12 protein-coding genes are annotated in these 15,922 nt (G+C 39.5%); 8 read left to right on the top strand and 4 right to left on the bottom strand.

Going from position 1 to position 15,922, the window contains the following annotated elements; translation table 11 throughout:
* Window positions 1–71 precede the first annotated feature (71 nt).
* The gene (locus ABMY35_RS08345) at window positions 72–401 is read left to right on the top strand and encodes a hypothetical protein (RefSeq protein ID WP_349285779.1); all 330 of its coding nucleotides are present in this window, start codon (window positions 72–74) and stop codon (window positions 399–401) included.
* Here the strand turns inward: ABMY35_RS08345 and ABMY35_RS08350 are convergent.
* From ABMY35_RS08350 to ABMY35_RS08365, 4 genes are all read right to left on the bottom strand, one after another.
* On the bottom strand, window positions 382–3,591 hold the full coding sequence (locus ABMY35_RS08350; RefSeq protein ID WP_349285780.1) for a hypothetical protein: 3,210 nt from the start codon (window positions 3,589–3,591) through the stop codon (window positions 382–384). The two genes, ABMY35_RS08345 and ABMY35_RS08350, sit on opposite strands and share 20 nt — an antisense overlap.
* Window positions 3,592–3,600: 9 nt before the next feature.
* Window positions 3,601–4,368: a hypothetical protein gene (locus tag ABMY35_RS08355; protein WP_349285781.1), complete on the bottom strand. Its 768-nt coding sequence runs from the start codon at window positions 4,366–4,368 to the stop codon at window positions 3,601–3,603.
* 80 nt (window positions 4,369–4,448) lie between these two features.
* A complete protein-coding gene (locus ABMY35_RS08360; RefSeq protein ID WP_349285782.1) occupies window positions 4,449–4,958 on the bottom strand; it encodes a hypothetical protein in 510 nt (169 codons plus the stop codon).
* 260 nt (window positions 4,959–5,218) lie between these two features.
* On the bottom strand, window positions 5,219–6,025 hold the full coding sequence (locus ABMY35_RS08365) for a helix-turn-helix transcriptional regulator (RefSeq protein ID WP_349285783.1): 807 nt from the start codon (window positions 6,023–6,025) through the stop codon (window positions 5,219–5,221).
* Window positions 6,026–6,102: 77 nt separating this feature from the next.
* Here ABMY35_RS08365 and ABMY35_RS08370 point away from each other — a divergent pair, with 77 nt between their 5' ends.
* The 7 genes from ABMY35_RS08370 to ABMY35_RS08400 all read left to right on the top strand — a co-directional run bounded on the left by ABMY35_RS08370 (window position 6,103) and on the right by ABMY35_RS08400 (window position 15,894).
* Window positions 6,103–7,278 carry an MFS transporter gene (locus ABMY35_RS08370; protein WP_349285784.1) on the top strand — a complete coding sequence of 392 codons (1,176 nt, stop codon included), beginning with the start codon at window positions 6,103–6,105 and terminating at the stop codon, window positions 7,276–7,278.
* A 156-nt stretch (window positions 7,279–7,434) separates the two neighbouring features.
* Window positions 7,435–8,373: an ATP-binding cassette domain-containing protein gene (locus ABMY35_RS08375; RefSeq protein WP_349285785.1), complete on the top strand. Its 939-nt coding sequence runs from the start codon at window positions 7,435–7,437 to the stop codon at window positions 8,371–8,373.
* Window positions 8,370–9,563 carry an ABC transporter permease gene (locus ABMY35_RS08380; protein ID WP_349285786.1) on the top strand — a complete coding sequence of 398 codons (1,194 nt, stop codon included), beginning with the start codon at window positions 8,370–8,372 and terminating at the stop codon, window positions 9,561–9,563. Before ABMY35_RS08375 ends, ABMY35_RS08380 begins: the two co-directional genes overlap by 4 nt.
* 237 nt (window positions 9,564–9,800) lie before the next feature.
* Entirely contained in the window at window positions 9,801–12,557 is a 2,757-nt protein-coding gene (locus ABMY35_RS08385) for a PAS domain S-box protein (RefSeq protein WP_349285787.1), read from the top strand.
* 162 nt (window positions 12,558–12,719) lie between these two features.
* Complete coding sequence (locus ABMY35_RS08390; protein WP_349285788.1) at window positions 12,720–13,556, top strand: DUF350 domain-containing protein; 837 nt, start codon at window positions 12,720–12,722, stop codon at window positions 13,554–13,556.
* 8 nt (window positions 13,557–13,564) lie between these two features.
* A complete protein-coding gene (locus ABMY35_RS08395) occupies window positions 13,565–14,380 on the top strand; it encodes a hypothetical protein (protein WP_349285789.1) in 816 nt (271 codons plus the stop codon).
* Window positions 14,380–15,894 carry a polyamine aminopropyltransferase gene (locus tag ABMY35_RS08400; RefSeq protein WP_349285790.1) on the top strand — a complete coding sequence of 505 codons (1,515 nt, stop codon included), beginning with the start codon at window positions 14,380–14,382 and terminating at the stop codon, window positions 15,892–15,894. Before ABMY35_RS08395 ends, ABMY35_RS08400 begins: the two co-directional genes overlap by 1 nt.
* Window positions 15,895–15,922 lie beyond the last annotated feature (28 nt).

The following is a 15,922-nucleotide window of genomic DNA, read 5'->3' on the forward strand; positions in this document are numbered from 1 at the left end:
CCTTCTACACTCATACAGTAAATTATGTCTTAACTTAGGAAGTGAAGCCTGTATATAAGGACATATTAACCATGCGTTTACTGCTTATTTTATTGTTATTACTGATAACCGTTACCTTATCTTTTCAACCTGCAAAAGGGGCTTCGGCCAACTTCAAAGCGAGCATTAAAGGTTGGCGTCCAGAAGTGCAAAGTAAAATTCAGGTATTGGGAGAGTTTTCCAGTTGTAGAGTGGTTAACGCCTTAAAATTTGATAGCATCAATTCGGCTTGCTTCTTGAAAAAAGAGAATAAAGGCTGGCAGTTAGAGTCTTTTGCTAGTCAATGTGAAGTCGAATGCATCAAGGTTTCGAACATCAATACAATCACTAATACAGTGCGTTTTAATCAAATAAATCCGTAATCTTATTAAGCTCTTTATAGCGTTTAATGATGGGGGCGCTTTTTTCATTTAGTGCAGTACTTATTTTTGTGTCACATTCTGCTTTACCAATAGATTCAAATGGCCCAGATAATACAACCGTGTAGCTTTTCCCTTGCTTGCTTATTTCAGAGAGAAAGATATTTTTATTTGATTCAATGAGTGGCACATTCACGGAAGAGCGCTTTGCATAAAGAGCATATTGGCAATAGTAATGGGCTGTTTTAGGTCTTGTTTGAGTTTGAGGTTTAGTAGGTAATTCAAAATTACTATCGATCCGTTGCCAATTTATAGAATCATATTTTCTGGCATCTATCATAAAACTACCAAATAAAACTGGTTGAGAGTAGGCCTGATTAATGACGAATTGTGCCTGTTTTTTAGTTTTGTACGGACCCGCAACAAGGTAATAGTTTTCATGATTTAAGTGTTGATATAGCTGTAGCGGGAAGTTAAGCGCTTGAATACTGTGAGCAACGATATTTGCTGAAAACCTTTTCTTAAATACACCTAGTTGAACAAAATATTGCGCTTTGTATGTGTCAGTGGGCTGTGTAAGCAACTGTGTTTTATCTTGAAGTACGATGTCTCTCAAAATAACAGTATCTCCATACTCTGGCGCGACTATCTTTTCTGGGAGGTTTTTTGTGATTAAGTTATCTACAGAAAATTGGTTTTGCTCTAGTTTTATACTGTATTCACCAGCTTTCACCTTAGGAAAAAAATAGTACCCATCATATTCACTGATGGTTTCGTATTGTATGTTGCCTTCATCATCGAGTAATAGCACAGACACGCCTGAAGCAGGCTTAGTCTTGTTATTGGTCGTGTAATAAAGCGTGCCTTCAACCTCATTGACAATATTAATAGGGATTTTGATATTGGTTACGCCACCTCTGTGAGAAGACGCTTTTATGCGATTATTAACTGGCTGATAGTATGGGTTAGACAGACTCATCAAATCTAAACTCAAAATTTGCCCGCCAGTACTGCTAGGTAGTAAAACTTGCCCGTTGGAGTTCGTTCGGTGCTCTTTCCATAAATAATTACCAGTGAAACTTGCATCCGCAATGGGTTGATCTTGTGTATCAAAAATCCCATTTTTATTCTGATCAACAAAAGTTTCTACTGCTAGTTGCCCTGAACTTAATGAACGAGGGGGCAAAAAATTGATGTTATTATTGAATTGGTCGAAGCTTATTGTGCCGCTGATCCCCAAGGATACTAGCCACTCATCTTCACTATCATATTGCCCGCTAAGGCTAATATTAAATACATCATTACGGTAAGTATATTGATGGCCGAGCACGACTTTTGCTGCAGAGCGTGGGTTATAGCTTAACTGTGTTTGGTTAAACATTTGGCTGGTTTGTGGCCACCGGAGACTGCTCCGATAATTGAGCAGCTCTTTGTCTTCAAATGGTTTCCAGTCAACAGAGTTAGTCCAATGCCATTTACCAAGATCCATAGACCAATAACTTTGATTGATTAATTCATCTTCAAGCTTGTCATATTGAAAACGACTGGACCAGTTCCCTCCTAAATAACTTGCATTGAGACCAAATTGGGTGAATTGACGCGTTTCTTTTTGTTCTCGCTTTTCATTTAAAAATCTTAAGTTCCAACTTAAATTATCAAACTGACAAAAGCGACTATTGAGGCTCAGTGAGGCACGGGATTTTAAAGGGTAATTTTGTTTTAAAAATACAGCACTATTGAATTCATTCAGGTGGCTGTATTCAAAGTTAATATTGATATTCTCTTCAGTAAACTTTGACGTTTCACCACGGTAACCTGCAAAATAAGCTGAGCCAAACTCAACCTGTTTTGCACCCACAAATTTGAAACTGCCAAGCTCAGAATTGCTCTGCAAACCCGTACTAAGATAACGACTGTTTTCATCTCCAGTTAAATAGTTCAAACCCATATCATAGGTGAGGGTATCTGATAAACCATAAGACACACTGCCAGATATAGACTTACCAAAACTAGCAGCATTGTTAGATTGTCCATTTAGTACATTACGCGTGCTATCTAATAATTCTAGCTGGTAACTCATTTGACCTTTAGCAAGTGCAGTATTACCCACAGAGATCTTTCTGGTTTTAGTGAGCTGCTCACCTTGGGGACCATAGAGTCGAATTTCAAAGATGTTGTTGCCATAAAATGTTTCCACATCTTCAAAACGCACAATATTTTCATCGGTAGACTCCGAAGACGCGACAAATTGCCCATTACGGTAGAGTTCAGCAAGCCAGCCTGGCAGCGTAGCTTCTTCTATTGTTATTGTTGAGAAGCTTTGTGAGGTGTTCGGGTTTATATTTGATAGGTATACACCACGACCTTGGCTAAAGTTCATGATGAGTGGATCTCGTTGAGACTGAATATCACCTAGTTCGTAATGTAGTTGAGTGATTAGTCCTTCTTGGTTTGAGTCCTCATATGACTTTGTGAGTTTAATGAATTGGTTAGTGCCAGTTTCATTTTGGTTAAACCTAAATTGAGCTTGATGTTCGAATGCGTCGAAATAACTATTGAGAGTGAGTAGGTTTTTGCTTTTTTCAAGCCTTGATAAATAGCTAGAAGTGAGAGAATAATCAGTGACAGGATAAGTTATTCTCTGAAATTGATCAGCAACCTCAATGTCGAACTCCGGAGAAGTAAATTGACGGCGAATGACAGGTAATATAGGCGTTTTGTTCTGAGTTGATTCGAGTTGATTGGTGGTCAAGCTTAACTGCATTAAGGTGTAGTCAAAATCAGCGTCGATGTTCAGCACAGTATTAATGATCTGGAGATCAATATAATGGTCAAAGTCATCTTCAGTCCATACAGGCAGCTCATCTGAATCCACTTTATGTTCGAGTTTTGAAATAGTAAAAATTAATTCACTTTTCTTGATAACCCCATTTATTTGTTTATTTTCTACTTGTAAATCAATACCAAGTGCACTATCAAGTGGTGAAATAGGCAATAGAAGTCGACCAGATTGAGTGTAGTAACCTTCTAAATCAGAAATAACAGAACGACCGTTTAGCTTTACATTAACAATAACAAAGTCATCGTCCACTACTGGCCAATGGTATAAAGTGTAATTGGCTGCACTTACATTAAACGTAAAAAGTAATGTATAAAAGCAAAGTGCAGCCTGGAGATGAAACCGAAGTTTCACTTTAAGAAGTTACTCATTAATATTTAGCGTTTCAGTAAGAGAAACTTTACCGCCATAACGAATATTTTCTTCGTACTGGATTGTCAGAGGTCCAGAAGCATTTTCTGTTAAAGGAATAAACACCTTACGACGAGTAAGTGGGGTATAAACGGCCAAGTTTCTTATTTCTCCAATTACTTCTTCATCTTCATTGAGAATTTTGAAGTCACCGAATAATGAACGGTTGCCGTTAAGCGTTTGCCAAAACATAACTGTAGGTTGGCCATTTTGCGTCACTAATTGCGGGTTCACAATATCAGACTCTACTTCCAATCGACCATGGCGAACAATCACAGGGATACTATAAGCCACTTTAGGTTTGATACTGATACCAGCTTCATTGGGATCTTGGGCCTCTGAAGCAATTATCTTGAGTACGGCTCGGTATTCGCCGTGGACTAAATCTGCTTTTTTACGCACCGTCATTCTAATGGCTTGCATGCCTTTTGGTTTGATTGTGCCTCTTCGAGGGGAATAGCGGAGCATCGATTTTGCAGAGCGGCCTTGTACATCTGATTCTGAGACATTGATGAGATTACCTTCTTCGGTCATGTCTTTGTGAACAAGCACTAACCTAAAGTCGAGGTTTTTATCAGAAGTATTTCTGATCATTAAAGAGTTATTCTTGGTACGGCCGTCAAAATAGAGACGGTATTCTGATAATGCAAGATTGGCAAAAACAGATGAGCTAAAAGTCGCTATAAATGAGATAACAATGAGAAATAAAGAATGATGCATAGCACTATAAACTTACTACAAAAATTAAAAAGTGTGAGCAATGCCCACACTTTATTTAAAAAGCTTTTTATGAATAGTTCTTATTGGAAAGAAACATCAACAGTGTAATCAACAGTGTAGTTACCATCTGCTGTCAAAGCATTATCAACAGTAACTTGGCCATATACATTAATTGTAATGTCTGTTGCTGAAGCATCTGTCGTGAATGCTGACGCTACACCATCAGCTGTTGTTGTTGTAGATGTACCATCTGTTGCAGTAGTTGCAGGAGCAAATGTCAGGTTTGAACCTGTGCTTCCTGATACAGTGATGTTCATTGCCGAACTTGGAGCTAGACCAGAAACAGTGATACCACCTAGTTGGATGTTAGCATCAGAAGCATCACAATCACCAGTTACAGCACCAGCGTTGTCCATAGTACAAGTTGAACCTGCTGCTAAACGTACTTTACCGAAGTGAAGAGCGTTTGTTTCAGCAAAAGTTGGTTCACTCCAACCGTTGATAGATGCTTGAAAAGTTTGGCTAGATGCGAAAATTGAGCTTGAAGTAGCTGCTAAAAGCGCCGCTGAGAATAGAAGTTTCTTGTTCATTAATACTTACCACTTAGTTATTAGTTTTGAACTTCCATGTATTAAGGGCTAGCTAAAAATACACAACGCCGTAATCCATTAGTATTGATTTAAACATACTTTGATACATATCAAAAATACTTTATTTACATTTGTGCATTTTTATAAATAACTTTCTTTAAATTGGGTAATAGATAAAACTAAAGTGCTGACTTAAAAAGGTACTTACTAGTCCTTTAGTTGTTTTTTGTTGTTGGTATTGTAATTAAATTGTAATTTTTCTATTTCTTCAAATATTGCCCCGGTGTGCATTTAAACACCTTTTTAAACGCGGTATTAAACGCAGAGCTAGATTCAAACCCTAATTGCTCAGCAATGGTTTGCTGTGTGTAACCTGCTTCAATCATTTCAACCGCACGAAGGCCTCGGAGCTTCTGTTTCCATTGGCTAAAGTTCATAGCAAAGCTTTTATGGAATAACCTATTAAGCGTGCGAGTCGACGCGCCAACCAGTTCGCCCCATTGTTCAAGGGTTTTATTGCTGCCAGGGTTTGCGTGTAACTCAGCAATAATAGGCAATAAGCGGTCGTCTTGTGCGGTGGGCATAAAGAAACTGCTGGTTTGGGCACATTCTAATTGGTCAATGAACACTTGGGTAAAGCGCAGTTTTTTATCGTCAGGTTGGTAGTTGGGAGGCCAGTTACATACCTCTAAAATCATGGCTTTAAGTAATTCATTCACATGGAGCAGTTTGGCCTCATTACCTAATACTTTTACATATTTTTCGTCAATATAAACACTTCTAAAATGCCCGCCATAACGACAAAAGGTCTCATGAGGAAGGTTGGGGGGGATCCACAAAGCTTGATCTGGGGGAATAACAAATTTACCCGCGGGCGTGTGTACACCTAACACCCCATCGCTGGTATAAGCGAGTTGCCCCCAAGTGTGTGAGTGAGTTTGCACATGCTGCCAAGGCGGCATTTCAGTGGCTCTTGGGTAGATAGGCTTGCCAAGGGTTTTTAGGTTAAAGCGTGTTTTAACACTCACCCAGCTCGAACTTGGCTGATTTGATAAATTATCTGTCATAACTTTGTATTTTGGTCACACTGTGCAAAGCATACAATGTGCTTGCGTTTTAATCAAAGTGCTTATATGAGGGAAAAGTGGAACAGAATAAACAGTGGCAGTCACCGTTTGGATTTTTAACTATTGCAACCATTGTCATGGCGGTCACGTTTTCGGCGTGGAATGCCTTATTAAATAATTTTGCAGTAGAAGCGGCACAATTTAATGGTGCCAATATGGGTATGTTGCAATCTCTTCGAGAAATACCAGGCTTGTTAGCATTCACAGCGGTTTATATTTTATTGGTATTAAAAGAGCAAACCTTTGCACTCATTAGTTTGTGTTTATTGTCGGTTGGTGTTGCGCTAACAGGCTTGTTTCCGAGTGTTTATGGGCTATATGCCACAACGGTACTCATGTCGATTGGCTTTCACTATTTCGAAACCCTAAACCAGTCTTTGAGCTTACAATGGTTTAGCAAAGATGAAGCACCGCAAAAACTAGGTAAATTGATGTCGATTAAATCCATGGCCTCATTGGCAACCTTTGTACTAATTTGGCTAGGTGTGACCTTCTTTAGTACCGCCTATCAAGGGCTTTATTTATTCTTTGGTGGCGTAGGTTTGTTACTAACTTTATTTATGATGGGCGCTTTTCCGCATTTTCCTGAAAAGAATGTACAACATAAAAAGTTAATCGTGAGAAAAGAATATAGCTTGTATTACATTTTGCTGTTCTTCTCAGGCGCACGACGCCAGATCTTTATGGTCTTCGCGGGTTTCTTGATGGTGGAAAAGTTTGGGTTTGATGTAGCACAAATAACCATGCTGTATATGTTCAACCACGTAATCAATATTTTTGCCGCGCCTTTAATCGGCAAGATGATAGGTCGTATTGGCGAGCAAAAAGCATTAACCATTGAATATGCAGGTTTAGTGTTGGTATTTGTCGGTTATGCGCTGGTGGAGTCGGCAGAGTTTGCTGCGGTACTTTACGTGGTAGATCATTTGTTTTTTGCTATGGCCATTGCCCTAAAAACCTATTTCCAAAAAATTGCCCGACCTGAAGACATTGCTGCTACGGCCGGTGTGAGTTTTACCATAAATCACATTGCCGCGGTGATCATTCCAGCAAGCTTTGGGGTTGTGTGGTTATACGATAGCTCACTGGTGTTCTACTTTGGTGCGGGTTTGGCTGGGTGCTCTTTAATTATGAGTCAGTTTATCGGCGGACATTTGGCAAAGCATCAAGCTCAAAGTGAGCAAACAGCATAATTCTTTTAGCTTCGTACGCTCGTGTTGTAGTCAAGATGAGCGTACGTTAAAGACTTTATCATGTTACATTTGTTCATAATCTGTAACGTTTCAGTCTGTCTATCATTGCTGCTCTGTGGTTATAATCGAGCCAAATGTTTATTCATAGGGAACGTTATGCATATCAAAGTGGACAACATCAGCAAGCATTACAAAGAAGTGACCGCCGTAAATGGTCTCAGCTTTGAAGTACAACAAGGTGAGGTGTTTGCACTGCTTGGCCCCAATGGTGCCGGTAAATCATCTCTCGTGCGCATGCTTGTAGGCTTTACTCAGGCCGACGAAGGTCAAATCACAATTACAGTCAATGGTGAGCAATACACGTCTATTCCAGCCTCAGAGTTGGGCTATTTGCCTGAAGATCGTGGGCTCTATTTAGAAAAATCTTTAGCACAGAATCTAATGTATTTTGCAACGCTTCGTGGCGTTGATAAAAAAACAGCCAAAGAGCGCATTGATTATTGGCTCGAACGTTTTGATTTACTCGAGCGAAAAGATGATCAGCTTAAAAGCCTGTCTAAAGGCAACCAGCAAAAAGTGCAGCTAATTAGTGCGGTGTTGCATAAACCACAATTGGTATTACTCGATGAGCCATTTTCAGGACTCGATCCGGTGAACCAAGAAAAAGTTGTGTCGTTTTTAAAAGAATTAAAAGCGCAGAATATGACGGTTATTCTGAGCGCACACCAAATGTCGATGGTTGAAAAACTTGCTGACAGAATGTTACTGATGAACCACGGGCAAAGTGTGTTGTATGGCACATTGGCAGACATTCAATCACAAGTTGGCGTGGGGAGTGCTTTGAAGGTGACATTCACTCACGCAGTGAATGGAATTGAAGCGAGCAACAAGTTGACGCAATTTGAAGTTGAGCAACTGAATGACACGACTTTGGCAATTCGTGCCGAGCGCGCAGATCAACTTAATCAATTATTAGCGCATTTACCTGAGTTAGGTGATATCGCGTTTATCGATAGCCAAAGAATGGATTTACACCAGCTCTACTTACACGCCATAGAAGCGGATCAAGCAGTACAAAAAGGAGAAGCCGCATGAGTAGACTAAATCAAACCCTGACAGTGGCTAAATGGGAGTTCATGCAATTCTTTAAATGGAAGCAAGAGGTCATTGGCAAATCAATTATGTTGCTGGTGGCGCTAGGTATGTATTTATGGCATAACCAAGTGCTTTATCAGCCTGAGCCGCAGCAAATAGTCTCTAATATTGAATTACAGGGTCTTCAATTAGACGATGACTTTGTGCTTAGAACAGAATCAAAATCGAACGATGCGCTTATTGCTGAAGTCAAAGCGGGCAATATTGACGGTGCGTTGATCTTTGCTTCACAGGCGTTACCGCAACAAGTGACCTTATATTCTCAAGGTAAAATGTCTTGGCAAAATGACTTGCAAGTCCAGTTAAACGACTATGCGCGTTCAAATGTTGCCGCTTCTTTGAACCTTGGCCCAAATCAATTGGCTTTACTTGAACAGCCACTTCAGTTTGAAACAAACTACCTAGATGAAGCTGTCAAAGATGCGATGCAGCAATCTTCAATTACCGCTAATGGCTTGCTATTTTTGATGGCCATCGGTGTGTTTATGACTTTTGGACAGGTGTTTGTGGCAATTACTGGCGAAAAGCAACAGCGCGTCACTGAGCAGCTTTACTCTTGCATTGATGCAAAGACGTGGATTGAAGGTAAAATCATCGGGCAGATGTTGCATGCAGTGAAAGCCATGACGACAACCGCCATTACTGCATTATTGGGTTTTGCATTTGTACAGGTCATTTTGAAAGGTAGAGCACTTGATTTCAGCATTTTCGACTTTACTGTTTTACCTTGGTTTATTGTGTTTGTACTCGTGGGCATTTATATGTGTACAGCATTTATAGCCGCTATTGCAGCTGCGATCGATGACCCGAACCACAGTGGCAAGTCAGCGTTTATGATGATCCCCCTGATCCCGATTGTGGCTGGTTTTATGATGATGGATAGCCCAAGCAGCTTGGCTGTGACTGTGTTAAGTTATTTTCCATTAACAGCATTTGTTTTTATGCCAATGAAAATGGCGTTAATTGATGTGGCATTTTGGCAAGTAGCTATCGCCTTCATGAGTTCATTGCTTGGCTGTGTTGTTATTCGAAATATGGCGGCGCGCATGTTTAAGATGGGGATGACCATGTATGGAAAAGAACCAGACTTCAAAACCATGATGAAATGGGCCATTGCCGTTAAATCTTAATCTTTACTTTGTAGTAAAAGGCTGAATTTATTCAGCCTTTTTTATTTGTGTTTCTTTATTTGATTTTTATTAACTGATCTTCTTTCTCATTCGAAAGTAATCATTTTTATTTAATTTAGGAACTAAAACAGACATATTTATCTGAAAATCATTATTTAGTAACAATTAGAGTCTTGGCTTGAAGAAAATATTCAACTATTGTTTTTAATAATATAAACAGCTAAAGAACGAATACCTATGTTTTTTAACTCAAGGAAAGAGCGCGAAATTTCTCAAGCGCTTCAAGTTAAACTTGATCTTCTCTCTCAAACACATGCATTTCTTGAAATAAACAGCTCAGGTACGATCGAAAATGCCAGCGAGTACTTCTTATCAAAAACGGGTTACTCCTTGTTTGATGTAAAAAATCAGAACTATAAAGCGTTTTTTGATGCTGACTTAAATGAATTACAAAAAGCAGGCATTAATGAGCTTGTTCAAGTGAATTGCAATAACAATCAAGCAAAATGGTTTTCGCTGAGTATCAGCTACAGCAATGAGATTTTAATTATCTTATCTTTCACAGATGTGGATGCTTACGAACAGCAAAGTGTTGATCAAAGAGGTCAGCTTGAAGCAATTGGTCGTTCTCAGGCTGTAATTGAATTTGACTTACAGGGATATATTCTCCATGCAAATGAAAATTTTCTCGATGTAATGGGCTACAGTTTAAATGAAGTAATAGGCCAACATCACAGTATGTTTGCAGAACCAGCGTTTGCTCAAAGTGCAGAATATGCCGACTTTTGGGCTGCGTTGAGCCGAGGTGAGTTTAGTTCTGGTGAATATAAGCGCCTAGGAAAAGGCGGAAAAGAAGTTTGGATACAAGCTACTTACAATCCAATTTTTGATAAAAACAATCAGCCTTTTAAAGTCGTTAAATATGCTTCTGACATCACTGAAAGTAAGCAGCAAGCTGCTGACTACCAAGGTCAACTAGATGCTATAAGTAAATCTCAGGCAATTATAGAGTTTAACATGGACGGCACCATCATTACGGCGAATGAAAACTTTTTAGCGGCGATGGGGTATGATTTAAATGAAATTCAGGGCAAACATCACAGTATGTTTGCTGAGCCAGATTATGCACAAAGTGAAGATTATCGCGTTTTTTGGGCGCAATTGAATGCAGGCAAGTTTAGTTCTGGTGAATACAAGCGCCTGGCGAAAGGGGGCAGAGAAATTTGGATTCAGGCTTCTTATAACCCGATTTTTGATTTAAATGGCAAGCCATTTAAAGTCGTTAAATATGCCTCAGATATCACTGAGCAAAAGTTGCAAAGTGCCAACTATGAAGGTCAATTACACGCGATCAGTAAGTCTCAAGCGGTCATCGAATTTAATATGGATGGCACCATCATCACAGCCAACGATAATTTTTTAGCGACGACAGGGTATCAGCTTGAAGAGATCAAGGGGCAACATCACAGTATGTTTGCTGAGCCTGATTATGCAACCAGTGTTGAATATAAGCAGTTTTGGCAAAAGTTAAACAATGGCGAATTTGACTCAGGCGAATATAAGCGTTTGGCAAAAGGTGGCCGAGAGATTTGGATCCAAGCGACTTACAACCCGATTTTTGATGCCTGTGGCAGAGTAATAAAAGTTGTTAAGTTTGCCAGTGATATCACAGAACAAAAGCAGCAAAGTGCAAACTTTGCAGGGCAATTGCAAGCGATTGACAAATCTCAAGCCGTGATAGAGTTTAATCTTGATGGTACCATCATTACTGCAAATGAGAATTTTCTTAAAACAACGGGATATGCTCTAGATGAAATCCAAGGGCTGCATCACAGTATTTTTGCAGAGCCTAAATATGCCAGAAGCGACGAGTATGCCCAGTTTTGGCAAAAGTTAAACCAAGGTCTCTACGACAGTGGCGAATATAAACGTTTTGCGAAAGATGGCAGCGAAATTTGGATCCAAGCCTCATACAACCCAATCTTAGACAGTGAAGGGCGACCATACAAGGTTGTTAAATATGCAACTGACATCACTGAAAGAAAGCTGGCTATACGAAGTATTAAACAAGCAATCATTTCATTGGCTGACGGTCAACTGGCACAAAGCATTGATGAAGATTTAGGGTCAGAGTTTAATATCTTGAGAGATGCGATGAATGGTCTAATGCAAAACCTCAATAAAATGGTAATAGACATAACTCAAGCGTCGCAAATGGTAAATAATGGCGCGCAAAATATTGCATCAGGTAATGAAGAGTTAAGTCGTAGAACTGAGAGTCAGGCTGCAAGCCTAGAAGAAACGGCATCTACTATGGAAGAGCTTACCACCACAGTTCAGCAAAATGCCCGCAGTGCTGCTGATGTGTCGCTTCGTGCGGCTGATGCAATGCAAAATGCTGAAGAGGGTGGTGAAACAGTATCTACTGCCGAAAACGCCATGTCAGACATTGAAAACTGCAGTAAGCGCATTTCGGACATTATTGGAGTGATTGATGAAATCGCTTTCCAAACGAACTTATTAGCCTTAAATGCCTCTGTTGAAGCTGCAAGAGCCGGAGAAGCGGGGCGAGGCTTTGCTGTAGTAGCCAGTGAAGTTCGTAACCTTGCTCAGCGTAGTGCCTCTGCGGCGAAAGAGATAAAAATCTTAATTAAAGACAGTAGTGAAGCGGTTCATATTGGTAGTGCTTTGGTTGCTGAGTCCGGGGTGAAATTTAAAGATCTTATCTCTGTTGTCGGTGACGTTAATAAAATGATTAGCGAAATAACGAAGGCTAGCCAAGAGCAGTCTGAAGCCATCTCTGCGGTATCATCAACCGTTGCACAGCTTGATAACCTAACGCAAAACAATATGCATTTGGTTGCCCAATCGACCAGTGCAAGTAAAGATATGCGTGAGCAGGCAAGCCATTTACTTGATCATGTGTCAAATTTTGAAACAGATCAAAGTCAGCTACTACTTACATCAAATTCAGCGTCTAAAATACTTATCTAGTGAATACCCTCAGTACATAAGTGAAAATTAATATAAAGAGAGAAGCAATTTCTCTCTTTATCTCTACTTCGTTTATTTGTTGCGTTCTGTTTAATTATTAAAGTTTGTCACGCAAACAGCTTACTGCTAAAATCCGCAAAAATTTTAATAAGAAACAATAATATGGAAGTTTATTTAAACGACTATTTAGTCAATAGCAGCTTTTTAGTACTATTTTTATTCACGGTGTTTTCTGCAAAATGGGTGTACAACTTTACGACACCATATTGCACTTTTTCGCAACTTATTGAGCAGAAAAATCGTTCTTTGGCAGTTTCAATTTCAGGCTATTTATTGGCTGTTACTATCATCTATTTATCGGTGCTTAGCGGTCCATCTACTGGGCTCGTTACAGATCTGATAAATGTAGCAATTTACAGCTTGTGTGGCATGTCTTTACTTGTTTTGTCTCGTGTAATCAATGATAAATTTTTATTGCCTACTTTTTGTAATACAAAGCACTTAATTGAAAAACAAAATTTAGCGACAGGCTTTGTGCAAGCTGCCAGCTATATTAGCAGTGGTTTATTAATTGGAGGCGCTTTATCTGGAGAAGGCTCTTGGTCATCAGCCCTTGTTTTTTATGCACTAGGCCAGTGTCTTTTAGTTGTTTTTGCGAAACTGTATGACATTATCACTCAATTCGATCTTCAGAGTGAGTTAAAAAACCAAAATCTTGCTGCTGGTATTAGTTTTTCTGCGACATTGATCGCGCTGGGTATCATTTTATTTCATGCAATTGCAGGTGAGTTTGTGTCGTGGCAACAAAGTCTGACCTTATTTGCAATCGATAGCGTGATTGCCTTTTTGTGCCTGCCTATCTTCAGATTAGCTTTTGATAAGCTTTTGCTACCCAGTATATCGCTCGATAAAGTAATTGCAGAAAATAATGTAGCTGTTGCGCTTATTGAGGGAGCGATGGTTATTGGTATTGCGTTGGCAATCTTAATTGCTCTTTAGGAGTTGCCATGTCTATCAATAAACTTTTTGTGATCTCTACGATCACACTTATCTATTGTTGGCTCATGATTGGTCATCTAGATTCACCTGAGAAAATTGAGCCTTTCGCTAGTGGCTCGACTTACTCTAAAAAGGATACACCCTATAAATTTAGAGTGCCAAATGACGGACAAATAATGCTTTTTGAAGTTAAAGGTTCTGTGGTAATGAACTCTTGGAAAAGTATTGATATAGAAATCTACGACGCACAGGGCAATTATTTATTTGCTTATACAGATGAACTATGGGCCGAGTCAGGAAGAGATTCTGATGGTCGTTGGACGGAGTATCATACGCACCTTGAATACAAGCAGCGTTTCCCAAGTAAAGGTGAATATGTTGCATATATTCATGACATGTCTTCTTCTAGAAATGCATACAGTAAATCTTCTTTTAACTTTCGTATTCTCGCACTAAATGGAGATAGTCGAAAACTCAAAGTCATGTTATGGATTAGCGGAGTTATAGCTGTGATCTGCCTGCTTATCATCATGCACCGTTATGAAAATGGCTATAGTAGCTTCGAAAGAAAAAGAGCTAGACGGATCGCCAAAGAGGCTGCTCTGGGTATGAGCACTGAGCCAATGCAAGTAAAGACCGCTATTCTACTTTTTGCTGTACCAACATTTTTCTTAACATTATGGGCAATGCATGAAGATGATGCTGACATTGATTGGCTAAGTTACTCTCATAGTAAGCGTCATATCTATGTTGATAAGCAACTTCGTGAACACAGTTTAAAAAGTGCCCAGTTTAGAACTGGTTCAGGACGTGGTGGTAAATAGTGATCCGCGAAAGCCATATTCTGCTTTTTAGCATTTTCATCGCTGGTTTATGCTCAATCATATATGAGTTACTTATAGCGACAACTGGGGCTTATTTTTTGGGCGATAGTATCACCCAATTTTCTCTGACTATTGGTATTTACATGGCCTTTATGGGCGTCGGCTCGTATTTATCCCGCTGGGTGTCTGATACTAAGCTGCTTGGCTCATTTATAGGGTTTGAGTTGATTCTGGCTTTAATAGGGGGCATGAGTGTCCCTATTCTTTATTTCTCTTACGCATTTGATTTGTCATTACAGTTATCTTCCGTGGTGTTAACAGCTCTGATAGGTATATTGATAGGCTTAGAAATTCCTTTGCTTAGTCGCTTAATGGAGAAGCATTACAACTTAAAAACCAATATTTCTAATGTCTTATCTATAGATTACTTCGGGGCCTTATTGGCAACCTTGTTATTTCCTTTCTTACTTTTACCTTGGCTAGGTGTATTTAAAACATCATTGGCTTTTGGCATGATGAATTTAACAATTGCACTTGCCTTACTTTGGTATTTTGCCGAGCATTTGAGCATTGCCCGCAAAAATGTCTTGCGACTGGCACTTACTTTGGTTTCATTGATTTTAGTAGGAACATTCATTTTCAGTAATGAGCTGAATAAGATTTGGAATAATCGTGTTTATGAAGACCATGTCGTTCATTCAGAACAATCCCAGTATCAACAGCTGGTTCTGACGCGCTCCAAGAATGACATCCGTTTGTATCTTAATGGCGGTTTACAATTCTCATCGATCGATGAATATCGCTATCATGAGGCTTTGGTACATCCTGCTATGGCAAGGTTACATCAGCCAAAACAGGTCTTGCTCTTAGGAGGGGCTGATGGGTTGGCGGTACGTGAACTGCTTAAGTATGACTCGATAGAGCAGGTTACCTTAGTCGACTTGGACCCAGCAGTTGCCAAGCTTGCTCGTGAGAATCACTATGTAAAAGCGCTAAACCAAGATTCACTCAACAGCACCAAAGTTGATGTAATTCATCAGGATGGTTTTGTTTATAGTGCCGAAGATAAAAAAGAATACGATTTAATCTTGATTGATTTACCTGATCCTAAAACAATCAGTTTAGCGAGATTATATAGTAAGCAATTCTACCAACAATTAAAGCGTCGACTTCATCCGCATGGTCTGATGGTGACGCAGGCAACCAGTCCTTTCTTTGCCAGAGATGCATTTTGGTCCATCCATAATACTGCGATTGCCGCAGGTTTTAATAGAGTGGCTCCATATCGTGTTAATGTCCCTTCTTTTGGAGAATGGGGCTTTATAATGGCTTGTAAACATATGTGCCAACAACCAGTTAATCACGATATTGAAAGTCGTTTCTATAAAACAGAGCTAGAAGCCATGTTGTTTACTATTCCTCCTGATTTTGAGAATCAACAACAAGACATTACAACGCTCGATAACCCCAGTGTGCTCTATTATTACTTAAAAGGCTGGAAGTACTGGAATTAGCCCCAGAATTTGCTTAATTGAAGCGTCT

The organism is Pseudoalteromonas sp. BZB3, assembly GCF_040104455.1.
Classification (GTDB): domain Bacteria; phylum Pseudomonadota; class Gammaproteobacteria; order Enterobacterales; family Alteromonadaceae; genus Pseudoalteromonas.

What these genes read in the sequence shown, in the direction of transcription:
- ABMY35_RS08355 (WP_349285781.1), bottom strand. Translation starts at nt 4,368, where the DNA reads ATGCATCATTCTTTATTTCTCATTGTTATCTCATTTATAGCGACTTTT.
- ABMY35_RS08360 (WP_349285782.1), bottom strand. Translation starts at nt 4,958, where the DNA reads ATGAACAAGAAACTTCTATTCTCAGCGGCGCTTTTAGCAGCTACTTCA.
- ABMY35_RS08390 (WP_349285788.1), top strand. Translation starts at nt 12,720, where the DNA reads ATGGAAGTTTATTTAAACGACTATTTAGTCAATAGCAGCTTTTTAGTA.
- ABMY35_RS08345 (WP_349285779.1), top strand. Translation starts at nt 72, where the DNA reads ATGCGTTTACTGCTTATTTTATTGTTATTACTGATAACCGTTACCTTA.
- ABMY35_RS08365 (WP_349285783.1), bottom strand. Translation starts at nt 6,025, where the DNA reads ATGACAGATAATTTATCAAATCAGCCAAGTTCGAGCTGGGTGAGTGTT.
- ABMY35_RS08385 (WP_349285787.1), top strand. Translation starts at nt 9,801, where the DNA reads ATGTTTTTTAACTCAAGGAAAGAGCGCGAAATTTCTCAAGCGCTTCAA.
- ABMY35_RS08375 (WP_349285785.1), top strand. Translation starts at nt 7,435, where the DNA reads ATGCATATCAAAGTGGACAACATCAGCAAGCATTACAAAGAAGTGACC.
- ABMY35_RS08395 (WP_349285789.1), top strand. Translation starts at nt 13,565, where the DNA reads ATGTCTATCAATAAACTTTTTGTGATCTCTACGATCACACTTATCTAT.
- ABMY35_RS08380 (WP_349285786.1), top strand. Translation starts at nt 8,370, where the DNA reads ATGAGTAGACTAAATCAAACCCTGACAGTGGCTAAATGGGAGTTCATG.